Below are 17813 nucleotides of genomic sequence, written 5' to 3' on the forward strand. Positions count from 1 at the left end.
TCTACACGTCCCTCCTTACAAACGTTCCTTCGTGGTTATACGAGCAGCGCGCATGCGCGGCTTGCGCCGATGTCGGATCGACCGCCGTCACGACGCCCGCCTCGAGTTCGCGCAGCCGCTCGGCAATGCCGGTCTCCACGCGATCGAGCAGCACATCGAAGTCCATGTTGCCGCCCTCGCCCGGGAAGCCCTTCTTAAGGCCCGGAATGCGACCGTCGCCGCGCTCTTCCTCGAGCAACTCGGCACTTGCGGCACCACGCAGCGCGGGCTTGCCGCCCTTGGTCGAAAAGTAGAGCGCAGCGCGGGTATCTAGGCCCAGCGCCCGACACATGGCCTGCGCGTAGATGAGTGTCTGAGTATGCGGCGGCAGCCAGCGCGGGTCGTCAGCGGGCACCGCACCCGTCTTCTCGTCGAACACCGTGGGGTCGGCAAGCTTATACTCCTCGACGCCCGAGCGATGTTTGTAGTCGATCACCACGGCACGGTTCTCGGCATCCACGTCCACGCGGTCGATGCGCCCACCGAGCGGCCAACCGGCATACTCGACCTGGAGCTCGTTGAACGCGAACTCCAGATAGCGCGGCGCGAAGGGCGCGAGCGCCTCGGACTCGTAGGCGAGCACACCTTCCAGCTGCGGCAGAATCTCGGCCACCTGACGTTCCTCCACCGGGGAAAGCGGCACGAGCGGACCCTCAGTACCGCGCTTGCCGGCGTGCTCGGCCAACGTCTCGTCAAAGACCTCGTGTAGCAGCTCCTGTGCACGCGGCAGGTTCTCGGGCGTCACGCGCTCCATGCCCTCTTGGGGCAGACGGGCATGTAAGTGCTCCAGCACGTCATGGACAAAGTTGCCCTTCTCCATGTTGCCAAAGCCCGCATCGATGGACTGGGGCTTGACGCGATACGATACGAACCAGCACAGCGGGCAGGTAGAATAGGCCTCGATCTGCGAGGCGGACGTCAGGCGCGGCACGAGCGGCGCGTCCTCGCCCTCGCCATCGCGACGGCGCAGGACCAAATACGGCACGGCCTCGGCACTCAGATGCTGAGGGGCTTCACAGGTCACGCGCTCGCGCTTGAGACCTTCGCCTGCCGCGGGATCGAAGTCCCTTACGATATCGCCCTCACCCACGCACGTCGCCTTGTCGGCGCCAGCGACCTTAGCGTTGCCAGTGGTCTTAGCGTCGTCAGCGGCCTTGTCGGTGTCAGCGGCCTTAGCGTCGTCAGCGGCCTTAGCATCGTCAGCGGCCTTGGCGTGCGCACGCAACTCGGTCCACACGGCCGCCGGATAGCACTCGCGCGCCTGACGATCATGGGTCACACGGGCGAGCGTAACCGGACCACGCGACGCTTGCATCGCGCGACCAAAGCGCACGCGCAGCAGGGCCGCGGGCTCAAGCGTCACGCCCTCGCGACCAAGGCTCGCCGTCAGCGTAGCCAGCGGTCCCTCCTCGTGCGAGAGCGGATAGCTGTCCAGATCGACATCGGCAAACAGCACGGCATCGTAGCTGCCGGGGCGCAGAGCCGCCGCGTCGGCAAGCGAAGCAAAACGAACCTGGGCACGTGGCGCACGGTCAACCTCGTGGGTCTCGTAATCGTAGGCGGTGCTACGCTTGTCCACCCTGGTGCGAACGCCATCGAGCACGGGCACGGTCGCGACCTGCGACACGTCGAGCGCGCGGGCGCCATTCATAAGGATGTCGATGACGTGGCGCAGCAGGGCCACCTCCGCTTGGCGACGGGCTTGGCCATCCAAGCTGCCCAGCGAGCGATCGGGCAACGCCTCGGCAACGGCAAGCATGGCCTTAAGCGCCGTCACGGGCTTGTCACGCCACAGCGCCTGGAACACGTCCGAGACCACACACGGTACGTTCTTAAACCAGTTATCGTCGCTCGCCGCCTTGCGCGCGCCCCTCACCTGGCCCTGAACGCTCTGCAGCAGGCTCTTAACGCCCGCGGTAGTCTTGCTGCGCGAAAGGCGCATATTCTTATCGAAGGTACGGGCATTGACGGCATCAGCGCCCGAAAGCGGACTGTAGATCCAGTCGGTAAGCTCCGGCGCGGGCCACCACTCGGTCTTTGACACCGTGCCTTCATCGGCGGCCTTCATGCGCTCGATCAGGCCGGCGAGCGCCGCAAACTGCCTGCCCGCAATGGATTGGGAAAACGCCGTGAACTCAACTGTCTCGGCAGCGATATGACGAGCCGCCAGACGAGAGGAGAGCTCACCGAACAACTGGGATGCCCGGGCAGAAACAACGAGCACGCGCACGGGGTCGGCGGGCGTTGCCGTAGTTTTATCGGCCTTGGACTCCTTGTGCGCTTTCACCAACTTATCGATGGCGTCCGCATAGACATGAGCACGGGCATGGGGGCCGGCGACCTCAATAAAGGCAGGCTGAGCGGCGGCCCCGCAAGCGACATCAGACGCGACGGCGTCGTCCCCCAGCGGCGCGATCTCAAACAGCACACCGCGGGCATCAAATGCCGTGGCAAGCTCCTCGCGCATCGCCGCCTGCTCGCGGGCAAGCAGCACGACGACCTCTCCCCCATTGTTCGCCACGGCAGACAGCAGCTCGAGTAGGCCGTGCGTAAACGACGTGATACCGCGCACGCATACCGCGCGGGCGCACGCCGGAAGGTTGTCGGCCAGCACCTCGGCCATAAGGTCAGCCGCCTCGCAGGGCTCGACCATGTCTCGACGGTCCAAGCCGCTCGCGTAGGCGCGCAAAAGCTCGAACACGCGAGCCTCAGCATCGCTTTTTGGCTCAGGCTGGCAATTGTTGCCACCGCATCGCTCGGCACCCGTCCCTGCCACACCCGGCAGCACATCGCGGGCCATGCGCGCAAGCATGCGCACCGTGCCCTGGCTGCGCGAAAGCGGCTGCAGGTCGGCATCGTCGAGACGCGTGACCATGTCCGAGAGCAGCATCTGGCGCTGCAGGTTGTCGACGAAACCGCGCCCGTCGCCCAAAAGCTCCCAAAGCGAGCGAAGCCACGATGTAGGCGTCTTGTAGTCGATACCCGGCGAAACGCCGGCTTCCGCCGCATCATGACGGCACAGGTCGAGCTCGGCAAACGTTGGCGCCAGCAACACGGCACGCCCGTGGCGGGCAATAAGGTCGGCAAGCAGCGCCGACTCGGCATCGCTCAAATCCGTGCCGGCATTGGTGGTATAGATTCGAACAGGCATGGTCCTCCGCTCAAACCGTTCGCAATAATCAATGCATCCATCCTACCCGCCCAAGCGGACACATTGCCACCGCAGTTCCATCTTTTGGTACAAAGCAACCTGAACCCAACGCACCAGCCGATTGCAGGCATATAAAAACCGCCCCCGGAGGGACGGTTCTTCGTAATTCAATGTTGTCGCTGGCCTACTCGCCATCCTCCAACTTAATGAGGATCTTGCGGTAGCCACCGTACTCGCCGTTCAGCGCCTTTGAAACGCGGCTCACCGTGGTGGACGAAGCGCCGGTACGGGCCTGAACCTCAACATAAGGCTCGCCCTCGTCCAAATAGCGCGCAACCTGCAAACGCTGAGAAAGGTCGCAAATCTCGCGCGGCGTGCAGATATCGGTCAAAAACGCTTGGATATCCTTCTCGTCGTCCAAAAGGCTAAATGCGTGGACCAGCTGCTTGACATCAGGCTTGTCAAACATGTTCTCGATATTCATCGATCACCGCCAAACCCGCCAAGAGGCATCGAAGTTGATACTGACATCGGGCATCGTTCGCCCGTTCTATGCAATAGGGCAACGCCTGTGGCTTTTGCCCGTAGCAGTGTAGCACACCACCAAACTAAAGCGACAAGACTCTCTGCCAGCGGCGCGTTTTTCAGGACGAACGCCGTTTAGAAACCATATGCGCACGTAAGCTCCACGAATATTTGAGACAATGGGCGCCCAAACACCGCGGCGCGCCCGCGCAACCATCCAGGTCGCCGCCGTAAGCCGCTTCACGCGACGCCAGCAATCCCGGCGCAAGAAAGGATTCACGCCATGCGCTTTATGCTTAACTGGCTCTTCACCTCGATCGCCATCGCGATCGCCACGTTCCTCGTCCCCGGTATCCAACCCTTCGGCTTTGCCGAGACCTGGGTCTGCTTTGCCTTTGTGGGACTGTTCCTGAACATTGTCGATTCGTTCGTCAAACCGTTCCTTACGGTCATCTCGCTGCCGCTCACGATCATTACGCTGGGCATTTTCCAGCTTGTCGTCAACAGCTTTATGCTTGAGCTCGCGAGCTACCTGTCGGTCAACCTGCTGGGCGTCGGCATCTCCATCGCCAGCTTTGGATCGGCCTTTATGGGCAGCATCCTGGTGTCCATCACGCGCAGCATCCTCGACAGCATCGCCGAGGACTAAAACGGCCATTCCGGCCATGTCCGTCTCAACAGCCCAAAACGAAGGCCGCCCATCGCAAAAATGGGCGGCCTTCTTATTTTTCAAGTCTCAAAGGGCGAGAGAATCTACCATTTCCACCCCGTCCCCAAATGCAGGTGTGGGTTAGATGACGTAGTCGTAGCCATGATTGGGAGCGACAAGTTGATCAAGCGTCACACCGTCGAGGTAGTCGTTGATGAGCTTGTCCAGGTTCTTCCACACGTCGAGCGTGGGGCACTCATCCGAACGCGAGCAGCCCTTGCAGTCGCCATCCAGACAGGCGACCGGCGCCAGACTGCCCTCGGTCAGGCGCAAGATCTCGCCCACCGTGTACTGCTCGGGCGGGCGCGTGAGCACATAGCCGCCGCCCTTGCCACGCATACCCGAAAGCATGTTGGCGCGCACGAGCGTAGCCAAGATGTTCTCGAGATATTTCTCGGAAATCCCCTGTCGCGCCGCGATCTCTTTGAGCGGGATGCGACCGGCCGCCTGGTGCTCGGCCAGATCGACCATAACGCGCAGGGCATATCTGCCCTTAGTAGAAACCAACATGTATAGTGCTGCCTTTCGGTCATTTAGTCCGTAGAAATTCTAGCCGAAAAATTGGTTTTGAAAATACCCATTCCCGTCAAGATGGTTAATCGACTCGTAATAATCTTCTATTTCCTATTGCGTTACTAGGCTTTACTGTCTACTATGCTTGCCAACAGCAAAACGAACAACCCATAAGGTTTGTGGGTTTAGCTGTTATACACACCGTAAAACCACACGGTATCCAGTCATTTGAACACTTTGGAGGTTCACCATGAGCAATGTTTACACGTCCATCGATCAGCTTATCGGCCACACCCCGCTTCTGGAGCTCACTCACTTTGAGGCCGATGAGGACCTCAAGGCCCGCGTGCTCGTCAAGCTGGAATACTTCAACCCCGCCGGGTCCGTTAAAGACCGCGTCGCCAAGAACATGATCGACGAGGCCGAAAAGGCCGGCAAGCTCGTGCGCGGCGGCGACTACACCATCATCGAGCCCACGAGCGGCAACACCGGCGTCGGCATCGCCTCGGTGGCGGCGGCTCGCGGCTACAAGGTGATCATCACCATGCCCGAGACCATGTCCGTCGAGCGCCGCAAACTTATGCAGGCATATGGCGCACAGCTCGTGCTCACCGACGGTTCCAAGGGCATGAAGGGCGCCATCGCCAAGGCCGAGGAGCTGCAGAAGGAGACGCCCAACAGCATTATCGCCGGCCAGTTTGTGAACCCCGCCAACCCCGCCATCCACAAGGCCACGACCGGCCCCGAGATCTGGGATGACACCGACGGCAAGGTCGACATCTTCGTCGCCGGCGTTGGAACCGGCGGCACCGTGACCGGCGTGGGCGAGTTCCTCAAGGAGCAGAACCCCGAGATTAAGGTCGTCGCCGTCGAGCCCGCCACCTCCCCGGTGCTCTCCAAGGGCCAGGCCGGCCCGCACAAGATCCAGGGCATCGGCGCCGGCTTTGTGCCCGACGTCCTCGACACCCAGGTCTATGACGAGATCATCCCCGTCGAGAACGACGACGCCTTTGCCACCGGCCGTGCCGTGGGCCACAAGGAGGGCGTGCTCGTGGGCATTTCGTCCGGTGCCGCCGTGTGGGCCGCACTGCAGCTGGCCAAGCGCCCCGAGAACGAGGGGAAGACCATCGTGGCCCTGCTTGCCGACACCGGCGAGCGTTACCTGTCCACGGCACTGTTCCAGGACTAGAGCTTCTCGTTCTTAGAACGAGTCCAAGGCACGCCGGCCTTCCCTCTCTTCTGGCAGCCTGGGCTCATCCCAACAGGGCGTCCCACATGACACCCGAACTTGCTACAATGTCTGCGGCGCGGAACCAGCCTCCCGCGCCGCTTTTCTTTTTTGGCCACATGCCACCAAGGAGAACCTCCCCATGCACAACAAGCGCGTGCTCGTCGCCATGAGCGGCGGCGTCGATTCCAGCGTGACTGCCTATCTGCTCAAGCGCCAGGGCTACGAATGCGTCGGTGCCACCATGCGCCTCACCTGTCCCGCGCCCGATCCCGTCACGGGCATGAGTAAGGTCGACCGCGACATCGCTGATGCAAAGGCCGTCGCCGAGCGCCTGGGGATACCCCACCATGTGCTCGACCTGCAGCAGACCTTCGACCGCAACGTAATCGAGCGCTTTGTTAACGCCTACCAGGAGGGGCTGACGCCCAATCCGTGCATCATCTGCAACCGCCATATTAAGTTTGGCGCGCTGCTCGATGCGGCACTCGATATGGGCTGCGACTACATCGCCACAGGTCACTACGCCAAAACGAGCCAGGCGTCCGACGGCACCTGGCAGCTGCATCGCGGCGAGGACCCCAAGAAGGACCAGAGCTACTTTTTGTATTCGCTCACGCAGGAGCGGCTGTCGCGCACAATCTTTCCGCTGGCCGGGCTGGACAAAGAGCGCGACGTGCGCCGCATTGCCGCCGAACAGGGCTTTGCCAACGCCAAAAAGGCCGAGAGCGAGGATATCTGCTTTATTCCAGACGGCGACTACGCGGGCTATATCGAGCGCCGCTGCGGACATGCCGCCGAGCCGGGCGATATTGTATGGCGCGACGGCAGCGTGGTCGGGCGCCACAACGGCGCACTGCGCTATACCATCGGCCAGCGCAAGGGTTTGGGCGTAGCGATGGCGCATCCCGTATACGTGACAGGCGTCGACGCCGTCAACAACACCGTGCATCTGGGCGAGGCCGAGGACCTAACGGCCACAGCACTCACGGCCGACGACTGGATCTGGAGCGCCCCTGCCGACCGCATGGAGGCAGAACTCGATGCCGGCGGCATTCGCGTGGGCGCCAAGTACCGTTACCGTCAGAAAGACCAAGCAGCGACCCTTACGCGCGGCGAAGACGGGCAAATGCTGCTGACTTTTGACGAGCCGCAGCGAGCCATCGCCCCCGGCCAAGCCGTTGTAGTCTATCGCGGCGACATCGTCCTCGGCGGCGGCACCGTTACGGCAGCCATCAGGTAGCCGCGGGATTATCGCCGCACGTGTCGAAGCACTCCAACAGCAGCATTCACCTCGATAACGCGACGCTCGAGGCCGCGGCAAATGGCCTCGAGTCGGCCCTCCGCCGTCGCCCATTCGCTCTGCGAAAGAATCTCAATCGCCTCATCAACAAATCCGTTGAGTCGTGATGAATCGAGCCAATCGAGCGAGTCCGCAAGCGCCAGCTGGACGGAAGGGTCGGGCCCAAACGGCTTAGCGGAAAACTCAAACTCCCCAGCTGCGAGCACGGCAGTTGGTACGTTGTACCACAGGCAGTTGCCGCTATCGAACAGCGGAGCAGGTTTTATCTCCAGGGTGTCGACATTACGGATGATGCCGAAGTTTCGCCAATGGCGGTCGCTGTTGGCCAAAAGGGCATCGCAGACAATCATCTGCGACATAGACCTTCTCACGGCAGCCTCGTCTGCTCCATGCTTACCAAGGAAGCGGCAGTACCGGTCGTACGTCGAGCTTCCTCGCTGGCCGCCAAGGGCGTTCTTAACGTAAACAGCCGGAACATATTCCTCGCGGCCATCAAGAAAGTCGTCGCACAGACACACAGGGCCATCGAACATCCGCTCAACCGTATAAGGAACAAACTCACCCTCCGACAGCAAGCGACGATGCAGAGCCGTTGCAACCGCCTCGTTAAAGGGCCGTTGGTCGTCCATGCCGCACCCCTTGACCAGAACGCGAACACCGTTGCGAATCATCCACGATTTAGGAAGCTCGCCCTCGGATGTGTTGTCGGGATTTTTAAGACCGATGCCCTCCAGCCAACCCGAACGCTCCTCGGGCGCCGATCGCTCAAAATCATTCTCGAAGTAATTGAGGTTTCGCCATTCGAGCCCGTCGCATTCTGCCGGCCGCAGCCAATAGCAATCCGAAAGCGAGAGGCCCAGGCACTGAACCGGCACCTCAACGCCGTTGACAATCCCCAGCTCGCGGTAGCGCGAGATAAGCCCAGGGCGAACATCGGGCACCGACCGATGCCCCCACCACGCGTTGAGCTCCCGCTTATTCACCGTTGGAGAAGAACTCGAGCATGTGCCAAACGGCATTCGTTGTGCATCGAGGACCTCGGCAATTTCGAAGGGAAACTCGCGCGTCGGATCAAATGAGACATGCGCGACCTCATGGTCGGCCGACATCAGCGTAAACTTGCGTCCCACATCGGCCGCAGGACGGCGTCCACGTTTGCGGACCTTTTGATAAGCGACCGCAGAATCATACTCAACCATCTTCCGTCCGCCCACAATATCGCACGCGAGCGTTCCCGATGCGGCAAGCTGAGATACGCGGGCTTTTGTAACGCCCAACATGCGGGCGGCATCACCCATAGACAGGTACTCAGATGTATCCATACGCCGCATCACCTCGTTAAGTATTCCAAACGTAAAGTTAATTAGTTACATACAGCATAATACTAAACAGACTGAAGCGAAAAAAGGCCCGAGCAATCGGGCCTTAGAGCAATTGGTCAGCCGAGTCGCAAGCTGCTCCTCTAGCGTTGTACGTAGGCGCGGACGAGCTCGTAGGTGTTGCGCACACCGTCGATGTGGCTGCGCTCGTAGTTGTGACTCGCGTACACGCCGGGGCCGATCAGTCCATGGCGAATGTCATAGCCGGCGGAAAGCGTGGCCTCAACGTCCGAGCCGTAATGCGGGTACACGTCGATGGCGTAATCGAGCTCCAGCTCGCGCGCGATGTTGGACAGCGTGGTTACCAGGTCGTAGTTGTACGGACCGCCCGAATCCTTGGCGCAAATCGACACCATGCGCTCGGTGCAGCCCAGGTCGTCGCCCACGCAGCCCATGTCAACGCTGATCATCTCGCGCGTGTCGGCCGGCACGAAAGCACCGCCGTGGCCGACCTCCTCGTACACGGTAAAGAGCAGCGACACCTTGCGCGAAAGCGACACCTCGCCGTCAGCAACAGCGCGGGCCAGACCCAGCAGAATCGACGCCGACAGCTTGTCATCCAGGAAGCGGCTCTTGATGTAGCCGCTCTCCGTCACCGTGGTACGCGGATCCATAGCGATGATGTCGCCGGTCTGAATGCCCAGCTCAAGCACATCGTCCTTGCTGTCGACATTCTCGTCGAGCAGGATTTCCATGTTCTTCTCGATGGTCTTGACCGGCTCGTCGGCCACATGCGCCGAAGGCTCGGTATTGAGGACCACGCCCGTGTACACATTGCCGTCGCGCGTGTAGACGGTGCAGTTCTCGCCATCGGCCGTAGACCACTGGTGCCCACCAAGCGTCGTGGGACGCAGGCGGCCATTGTCCTTAATGGAGCGCACCATGGCGCCCAGGGTGTCGACATGGCTCGCCAACACAAGCGGCTCGCCCTCGCCGCCAAGCTCAACGAGCACGTTACCCTTATTAGAACGCTCAGGCCCAAACCCCATATCGCGCAGGGTCTCCATCAGATAATCAGTCGCCGCACGGGTATAGCCGGTAGGCGAAGCAATAGAAGTCAGCGTCTTAAGCTGTCCTGCGATATAGGAGAGCGTCTCCCCTAGAGAAGCATCAATATTAGAAGTCATATGCATCCTTCCAAGTAAAACTAAGACCGAGTCCCGATTTTAACCGTTCTGCACGTGCAATGCCCCAGGAGCCGAGCCGCCTCCAGACGTCCCCGCACCGGTTTTGTGCACGTGCACGGTTTACAATCTCAATCTTGCATAAATCCTATTGGTATTTGCATAGAAATGAGGCATCTTTTTGCTTCGTCTCAGGGTGCCCCACCTTGGACCGTGCAAAAAACGGAGTATTCAGCACCGTGGGCCCCAACGGCCCCATCACGAACGACAAAACGACGCGGTTACAGCAGTGTTGCAGGTCGTCGCAAAGCAGAAACTCAGTAACAACCCCCTCCACTCATCGATAGCCCGCCCACAATGGCTGTCGATGGGCGCCTGCGGATCACTGCCGCCCATTCACAACGTTATGCATTTTTAAGAGCTTGCTGAATACTCCCAAAAATGCACGCTGGAAAGTGCACCACCCATCCGTAGCGGGCAGTACGCCTTGGTTTTGCCCGTCTCAGGACATTGACGCAGCACAAAAAGCCCCGCCGTGCGTAGCACGGCGGGGCCAGCGGCAAATCAAAAGACCATACGCCTACGGGCGAAGGACCACCAAACTGGGTTAGGCAGCCGGGCAGATCTTCTTGAAGAGCTCGATGACGTCGTCGAGCGTCGCCTCGCGCGGGTTACCCGGGAAGCAGGCGTCGGCCATGGCGTCCTTGGCCAGGACCTCGATCTCGTCAGCCTTCATGGCCTCGCAGACGTGCGGGATATTCACGTCGGCGGAAAGCTGCTTGACGGCGGCGATAGCGGCGTCGGCAGCCTCGTCGGTGCTCATGCCCGTGGTGTCAACGCCCATGGCAACGGCAACCTTGGCCAAGCGCTCGGCGCAAACCGGCTTGTTGAACTCCATGGCGATCGGTAGCAGCATGGCGCAAGCGACGCCGTGCGGGGTGTCGTAGTGAGCAGACAGGGTGTGAGCCATGGCGTGGTCGATGCCCAGGCCAACGTTGGAGAAGCCCATGCCGGCGACATACTGGCCAAGGGCCATGCCCTCGCGGCCGGAGCCGGGCTGGCCGGACTTGGCCTCGGCGACGGAGTCACGCAGGTTCTCGCTGATCAGCTTAATAGCCTCAAAGTGGAACATGTCAGAGAGCTCCCAAGCACCCTTGGTAGTGTAGCCCTCGATGGCGTGGGTCAGAGCGTCCATACCAGTGGAAGCGGTCAGGCCGGCGGGCATGGAAGCCATCATGTCAGGATCGACGACGGCGACCTCGGGGGCGTCGTTGGTGTCGACGCACACGAACTTGCGGACCTTCTCGGGGTCGGTGATGACGTAGTTGATGGTCACCTCGGCGGCGGTACCGGCGGTCGTCGGCACGGCGATGGTGAACACGGCGTGGTTCTTAGTGGGAGCAACGCCCTCGAGGCTGCGGACATCGGCGAACTCGGGGTTGTTAATGATGATGCCGATGGCCTTGGCGGTGTCCATGGAGGAGCCGCCACCGATGGTCACGATAGCGTCAGCCTCGGCGGCCTTGAAGGCCTCGACGCCGTCCTTGACGTTCTGGATAGTGGGGTTGGGCTTGATCTCGGAGTAGAGGCTCCAGGCGATGCCGGCGGCGTCGAGCTCGTCGGTCACCTTGGCGGTAACGCCAAACTTGACCAGATCGGGATCGGAGCAGACGAAAATCTTCTTGTAGCCCCGACGCTGGAGCTCGCCGGGAATCTCCTTGATGGCGCCGGAACCATGATAAGAGATGGTATTGAGAACGAAACGATTAGCCATTGATAGCCTCCCATCGTGTGCGGGGCACCCATTACGCCCCACGCTATGAGTCCCATCCTAACGCTTTTGAAACAAAAAACGCGTGAGAACGTCAAAATTGTTAAAGCGTTTCAACAGATGATGAAAAATAATGCGGCAAAGGGACAGCCCCTTTGCCGCATTCGGTTACTTTCGGCAGCCCTCTTTCCAAGCCTCGGCCGCAACCTTCCAGCGTAAGCGCAAGTCGCGCTCGCGGTCGATGAACATGATGGCAAACGCGACAAACAGCAGCAAGCTCGCCACGACGATGGCGTGCAGGCCCATGCGCTCAATACACCAGTTGCCCAACACGGCGCCAAACACAAAGGTAAAGATCACGCCAAAGTACAGCAGGCCGTTTTCCAAAAAGCCGCGCCTGTGGGTGATGATGTAATCGTCCACGTTTTGCAGCGCGTTGCGCAAGTTGCCGATGCACATGGTCGTAGCGATGCCGTGACCGTGGATCTTGCGGAAGCTCTCGACCTGCATGCCGCAGGCAAACGAGGTGAGGCAGTTGGCGAGCAGGTTGAAATTGCCGCCCGGGATAAAGCTCACGCCCAGCAAGATGACGGCTTCAAAGAACACCGTCACCTGACGCCAGTGGATCACGCTGCCAAACCGCTCGTGCACCAGGTCGGCAAGCATAATGCCCACGGCAAACGACACCACGGGGAAGAAATAGCGTCCCGCCAGCACCCAATTGCCCTCCGAAATGCTCACGCCCACCAGCAAGATGTTGCCCGTCTGCGCGTTGGCGAAAACATGGTCGCGCCCAATGTACGAATAAACGTCCATAAAGCCACCGGCGAGCGCCAAGATAATGCCCAGCTCGATGGACTCCGATATCTGTTTGGCACGCTGCATCGTCGTGCATCCTCCTTGTTGGCGACTCTCTCGTGCGTTGGCGGAAACATAGCCACCATTCATACTGTAACCCATTGACAACATGGCGTGCGCGCGAGACGGGTTCTCCAACGCGCAGATACACAGTCTGGAAACAAACGACACCCGCATCGACGCGCCGATCCGCCAGCTCATGTACTCCCCCAGTCTTTTTAGCCCCGTCCCAAAAAGACTGGTTACAATTACGTGCAGTATACAAACACCGGGAGGGATCGTGGCAAAAAAGCCTCAGCACGCTCAGAACAACCAGCGCAGCCAGCAGGGCAAACAGGGCCAGCAGCAAAAGCGTGGCGGCAAAGCCCAGGGCGGCCACGCCACTCATACCCCGGCAGCACCCATCCGCCCCTGGCGCCCGGGCCGCGATAAGTTCCTCCCCGTCAGCCGCGCCGACATGGATGCGCGCGGCTGGGACCAGTGCGACTTTGTCTACATCTGCGGCGACGCCTACGTGGACCACCCCAGCTTTGGCATGGCCATCGTCAGCCGCGTACTCGACGCACACGGCTACAAAGTGGGCATCATCTGCCAGCCCGACTGGACCGACCCCGCCAGCATCAGCGTGCTCGGCGAGCCGCGCCTGGGCTTTCTCGTCAGCGCCGGTAACATGGACTCTATGGTCAACCACTATTCGGTGACCAAGCACCGCCGCCACACCGACGCCTATACCCCCGGCGGCGAGGAGGGTCACCGCCCCAACCGAGCCGTCACGGTCTACGGCAACCTTATCCGCCAGACGTTTAAGGATGTCCCCATCATTATCGGTGGCATCGAGGCGAGCCTGCGCCGCCTGGCCCACTACGATTACTGGCAGGACAAGCTCAAGCGCTCGGTACTGCTCGACTCGGGCGCCGACATCCTCATCTACGGCATGGGCGAGCACGCAATTGTCGAGATCGCCGACGCGCTCGACGCGGGACTGCCCGTCGATCAGATCACCTATATCAACGGCACCGTTTACCGCACGGGTTCGCTCGACGAGGTCTACGACTACGACCTGCTGCCCAGCTGGGACGACCTCGCCGCCGACAAGCTCAACTACGCGCGCAGCTTTAACGTGCAACAGCAGAACATGGACCCCATCACCGGGCATCGCCTGGTAGAGCCCTACCCCAACAGTGTCTATGTGGTGCAAAACCCGCCGTCGGCGACGCTCACCACCGACGAGATGGACGAGGTGGCCGAACTCCCCTACGCACGCGATTGGCATCCCGATTACGACGCGGCGGGCGGCGTGCCGGCCTTTGCCGAGATCAAGTTTTCCATTAGCTCCAACCGCGGCTGTTTTGGCGAGTGCTCATTTTGCGCGCTCACCTTCCACCAGGGCCGCGTGCTGCAGATGCGCAGCCACGACTCGATCATGCGCGAGGCCGAGCTGCTCACGCGCGATCCCGAGTTTAAGGGCTACATCAACGACGTGGGAGGACCGACGGCCAACTTTAGCCGTCCTGCCTGCGACAAGCAGCTCAAGCACGGCGTGTGCAAGAACAAGCGCTGCCTGTGGCCGAACGTGTGCAAGAACATGGTGGTCGACGAGAGCGGCTACACACAGCTGCTGCGCGACCTGCGTCAGCTGCCGGGCGTCAAAAAGGTCTTCGTGCGCAGCGGCATCCGCTTCGACTACACCATGGCCGATGCCTCGGACGAGTTTTTACGCGAGCTGTTGGAGTACCATGTCTCGGGCCAGCTGCGCGTAGCGCCCGAGCACGTGAGCGACGCAGTGCTGTCCGTGATGGGCAAGCCGAGTCGCGCCGTCTACGACGCATTCTGCCGTAAATTTGAACGCTTGAACCGCGAATACGGACTCAAACAGTACGTAGTGCCGTATCTGATCTCGAGCCACCCCGGTTCGACCATGAAGGAAGCCGTGGACCTTGCCGAGGCCGTGCGCGACATGGGCTACATGCCCGAACAGGTGCAGGACTTCTACCCCACGCCATCCACCATGTCGACGTGCATGTACTACACCGGCGTGGATCCGCGCACCATGGAGCCGATCTATGTGGCGCGCGACCCGCACGAGAAGGCCATGCAGCGCGCGCTCATCCAGTATCGCAAGCCCGAGAACTACAAGCTCGTGCGCGAGGCGCTGGAAAAAGCCGGGCGTCGTGACCTGATCGGCTACACCAAGCATTGTCTGATTCGCCCCGTGCCGCCACGCCCGGGCGAGGCATCGGTCAGCGGCGGACACGGCACCGGCAAGAAGGGCGGCAAACCGCATGGCGGCGGCGCCGGCAAGGGGCCCAAGGGCAGCAAGGGCCACGGCGGTATGTCGCGCGCGCAGAACACCGCCGGCCGTAACCGCGCGGCCCAGGGGCGTCAGGGCGCCAACGGCGGCGGCAGGCGCAACTAGGGCAGCGGTGCGCTCGCTGCGTCCATCCCACACGCGTGGCGTAGCAAGCGCATTGCCTCAACAAGGATGGCGCTGGCGATAGCGACCGTAATTGCCACGTCGAACGGCGTGTTCACAAACCAGAGCAACGCCATGAGATACGACCCGGCATTAAAGGCAAAGTGCAGCAGGATCGTGTAGCGGAGCTTTCCAGTCGTCACGAGCACCCAGCCAAAAATGAGGCCGGCAGCGCCCGCATAGCAGCCCTGTACCCAGTTCATATGCATAAAGCCGAAGACCGCCGCCTGCAGCACGATTGCCGCGGCGACGCCCCAGGTACTCGGGGCCGCCCAGGGCGCTATGGCGCCGTCTTGCGCGTTCGCGCGGCGCCGGCGCTTCCAGAGCGGACGGCACTGTGGATTAAACGCACGCAGCGAAAACTCAAAGATGATGCCGCGCACCAGGAGCTCTTCGCAAAACGGAGCGCCGAGCACTGTGGTCAAGACAGCAAGAAGGCTGGTATCGCCCATGCCCGTCTCCTCGACGAGCTCGCTATAGTCTGCCGCGACCTCGGGCAGCAGCGACAGTACGCCGTCGCATAGGTAGCTAATGACCACCTGCATGGATAGGCCGATCACGACAACGCAAGCAATGCGCTTCCATGCCGCGCCTGCTCCCCCGCCGAGTGGGCGTTCGCCTTGCCGGCGCGCCATGAAGGAGCGGGGCCACAGATAGCGCCACCACAGCAGCGCCATCAAAAATGACGCCGTCTGAGCGGCAGCCTGGAACCATTGGATATCGAGATTGTCGATCGGATAGCCCGTCAGCACCGACACGGCATCGAGAACTGAAAACAGAACCATGCTCAGGGCAATATCGGCAGCAACAACACCAAAACAGGCAAGCGCCCAAATCATCGCATTGAGCATGCCAACCTCCTCAAAACCCGGCACTTAGGGACGTTCCTTAACTGCCGGCAGAAAAGGAACGTCCCCAAGTGCCGGCAGTTTGGGACGGTCATTGTTGACGAGAATCGGGCGCAGCGCCAAAGGCCCCGTTGGGCGAAATGTCGAACGGGAAGGTGCCGCAGCGATTGAACGCGGCGATAAACATGCGGATGGCGTTGGACGGCGTGGTGCCCACGAGCTGGGTTGCCGCCGCGAAGGCCACCTTTTCCTCGGGCAAGACCTTCGCGACAACCGGGGTCATGTGTTCTGCCATGGCGCTTCCTTTTTGAAACGACGGTGATGCGGATAGATGCGGGCCACGCGGCTGGGCGACGGGCTGTAAAGGCAACCCGATTGGCCCGCATCTGGAGTTTGTTTCTACGGCGTTGGTATTACTTGGTATTCCTAAGTATTACTCCGCAGATAGAATACCATACCCGGCCCTATGGAGACGGAGAAAAACGGATCATTTTGTTGCTGGGTAAGTATTTAGAGCGTGATGATGTCCGAGATATTGAGGGCCCGAGCGTCAGCGGAATCGTGCGTGGCAAGCAACAGCATACGGCCGTCGAGCAAGTCGAGCACGGCCTCGGCGCATGCGTCGCGCGCAGCGGTATCTAGACCGGTAAAGGGCTCGTCCAGAATCACCGCGTCGCCTGGGCACAGCAGGGCTCGGGCAATCTCGACGCGACGGCGCTGCCCGCCCGAGAGCTCGGCCACACGAGCATGTACATCGACCCCCGGCACCAGCAGGCGCAACAGGGCTGCGGCACTCGAGGCATCCACGCGCGCGTCGGCGCACACCAGCACGTTATCCAAAGCCGAGGAGCCCTCTACCAGGCGCACATCCTGAAACACCATGGAGCACGGCGCGCACTCGCCCGCCGCCAGCGCAAGCAGCGTCGACTTGCCCACGCCCGAAGCGCCCATCACGCAGGTGCGCCCACCAGCAGAAACGCGAAGTACCAGTCCATCGAGCGCCGGCGCCCAGGGCGCTCGGTCGCCCACGGCGAGCGCAAGCTCCGCAGCAGCCCTGCCGCCAGCAGAGCCGCCCGCACGTCCGCGACTACCACACCCATGCGCCCGCACGGCAGCGCGCCACGCTACGGGCCCCGAAACCCGCAGCAGCCACACCAGCACACGCTCGCACGCCCACGAGGCGGCAACGACCAGCACGGTCCACGCCAGCAGGTCAGCCGTCTCGATGAGCAGCTTCGCCTGATAGATGCGTTCGCCTACGGTGCCCGTCGCCATGCCGATGAGCTCCGCCGCCACGCCGGCCTTCCAGCTCATGCCAATCACGGCGCGGGAACACGAAAGCACAAACGGCAGGACCTCGCGCCAGGTGTGGGCACAAAACAGACGCCAACCCCGCACGCCATGCAGACGAAACATCTGCTCCAGTGGCTTATCCGCTTGCGTCAAACCCTCAACCAGCGAAAAATACACGCCCGGAAGTGCCATCAAAAAGACCGCCGCAATGCTCACGCGCGCCGACCCCAACCAAATGAGCAGCAGGACCACCACGCAGGCAACCGGTGTCGCCTTAACAAACGAAAGCGCAGGCGCCACCAAGCGGGCAAACGCCCGCGAGCGCGACGAAATTCCGGCCAGCAAACCACCGCACACCGCGGCAAGCGCCAAACCGCCTAGAATCCGCGCACCCGAGCCCGCCAGAATCGCCCACGTGCCGGCATCGCATACCAGCCGCAGCAACGCCACCACAACAGCACCCGGACCCGGCAAAATCAGCGGCTGTGCCACCAGCGCCGCCACGAAGACCCACACGGCAAGCCAAAAGGCGGCAACGGCACCTGCTGCCGCCACCGCCTTCATACGCTCTATCATTTGTCGAGCAAACGCACGCACGG

General features: G+C 61.4%; 14 protein-coding genes. 4 read left to right on the forward strand and 10 right to left on the reverse strand.

Annotated elements, in window-relative coordinates; genetic code table 11:
- Window position 1: 1 nt before the first annotated feature.
- Together GDJ93_RS07400 and GDJ93_RS07405 are read right to left on the reverse strand one after the other, a co-directional pair.
- Complete coding sequence (locus GDJ93_RS07400; RefSeq protein ID WP_152068306.1) at window positions 2-3190, reverse strand: PD-(D/E)XK nuclease family protein; 3189 nt, start codon at window positions 3188-3190, stop codon at window positions 2-4.
- Window positions 3191-3374: 184 nt separating this feature from the next.
- Window positions 3375-3674, reverse strand: a complete 300-nt coding sequence (locus tag GDJ93_RS07405) for a YerC/YecD family TrpR-related protein (RefSeq protein ID WP_022094855.1) — start codon at window positions 3672-3674, stop codon at window positions 3375-3377.
- A gap of 324 nt (window positions 3675-3998) precedes the next feature.
- Between GDJ93_RS07405 and GDJ93_RS07410 the strand changes: the two genes are divergently transcribed.
- Window positions 3999-4364, forward strand: coding sequence for a phage holin family protein (locus tag GDJ93_RS07410; RefSeq protein WP_035137358.1), 366 nt, complete (start codon window positions 3999-4001; stop codon window positions 4362-4364).
- Window positions 4365-4505: 141 nt separating this feature from the next.
- On the opposite strand, the gene GDJ93_RS07415 is transcribed toward GDJ93_RS07410, so the two are convergent.
- Window positions 4506-4934, reverse strand: a complete 429-nt coding sequence (locus GDJ93_RS07415; RefSeq protein ID WP_022094857.1) for an RrF2 family transcriptional regulator — start codon at window positions 4932-4934, stop codon at window positions 4506-4508.
- 253 nt (window positions 4935-5187) lie between these two features.
- On the opposite strand from GDJ93_RS07415, the gene cysK reads away from it, so the two are divergent.
- Together cysK and mnmA are read left to right on the forward strand one after the other, a co-directional pair.
- Window positions 5188-6126 (forward strand): cysteine synthase A, encoded by a 939-nt coding sequence (gene cysK / locus GDJ93_RS07420; protein WP_152068307.1) that lies wholly within the window; start codon window positions 5188-5190, stop codon window positions 6124-6126.
- 58 nt (window positions 6127-6184) lie between these two features.
- Complete coding sequence (gene mnmA, locus GDJ93_RS07425) at window positions 6185-7408, forward strand: tRNA 2-thiouridine(34) synthase MnmA (protein WP_226812544.1); 1224 nt, start codon at window positions 6185-6187, stop codon at window positions 7406-7408.
- An 8-nt stretch (window positions 7409-7416) separates the two neighbouring features.
- Here mnmA and GDJ93_RS07430 read toward each other — a convergent pair whose 3' ends face one another.
- The 4 genes from GDJ93_RS07430 to GDJ93_RS07445 all read right to left on the reverse strand — a co-directional run bounded on the left by GDJ93_RS07430 (window position 7417) and on the right by GDJ93_RS07445 (window position 12627).
- Window positions 7417-8790, reverse strand: a complete 1374-nt coding sequence (locus GDJ93_RS07430) for a HipA domain-containing protein (protein WP_152068309.1) — start codon at window positions 8788-8790, stop codon at window positions 7417-7419.
- Between the two features lie 140 nt (window positions 8791-8930).
- Window positions 8931-9974 (reverse strand): M42 family metallopeptidase, encoded by a 1044-nt coding sequence (locus GDJ93_RS07435; RefSeq protein WP_152068310.1) that lies wholly within the window; start codon window positions 9972-9974, stop codon window positions 8931-8933.
- 604 nt (window positions 9975-10578) lie between these two features.
- Window positions 10579-11745, reverse strand: a complete 1167-nt coding sequence (gene fucO / locus GDJ93_RS07440) for a lactaldehyde reductase (RefSeq protein ID WP_022094861.1) — start codon at window positions 11743-11745, stop codon at window positions 10579-10581.
- 165 nt (window positions 11746-11910) lie between these two features.
- Window positions 11911-12627 carry a YoaK family protein gene (locus GDJ93_RS07445; protein ID WP_152068311.1) on the reverse strand — a complete coding sequence of 239 codons (717 nt, stop codon included), beginning with the start codon at window positions 12625-12627 and terminating at the stop codon, window positions 11911-11913.
- Window positions 12628-12880: 253 nt separating this feature from the next.
- On the opposite strand from GDJ93_RS07445, the gene GDJ93_RS07450 reads away from it, so the two are divergent.
- Window positions 12881-15016 (forward strand): YgiQ family radical SAM protein, encoded by a 2136-nt coding sequence (locus GDJ93_RS07450; protein WP_226812536.1) that lies wholly within the window; start codon window positions 12881-12883, stop codon window positions 15014-15016.
- On the opposite strand, the gene GDJ93_RS07455 is transcribed toward GDJ93_RS07450, so the two are convergent.
- From GDJ93_RS07455 to GDJ93_RS07465, 3 genes are all read right to left on the reverse strand, one after another.
- Window positions 15013-15924, reverse strand: a complete 912-nt coding sequence (locus GDJ93_RS07455) for a CPBP family intramembrane glutamic endopeptidase (protein WP_152068313.1) — start codon at window positions 15922-15924, stop codon at window positions 15013-15015. The genes GDJ93_RS07450 and GDJ93_RS07455 overlap by 4 nt on opposite strands.
- 88 nt (window positions 15925-16012) lie before the next feature.
- A complete protein-coding gene (locus GDJ93_RS07460) occupies window positions 16013-16216 on the reverse strand; it encodes a type II toxin-antitoxin system RelB/DinJ family antitoxin (protein ID WP_152068314.1) in 204 nt (67 codons plus the stop codon).
- A gap of 215 nt (window positions 16217-16431) precedes the next feature.
- Window positions 16432-17811 (reverse strand): ATP-binding cassette domain-containing protein, encoded by a 1380-nt coding sequence (locus GDJ93_RS07465; RefSeq protein ID WP_152068315.1) that lies wholly within the window; start codon window positions 17809-17811, stop codon window positions 16432-16434.
- Window positions 17812-17813: the final 2 nt, after the last annotated feature.

The sequence above is a fragment of the Collinsella aerofaciens genome, from assembly GCF_902501475.1.
GTDB classification, from domain to species: domain Bacteria; phylum Actinomycetota; class Coriobacteriia; order Coriobacteriales; family Coriobacteriaceae; genus Collinsella; species Collinsella aerofaciens_AL.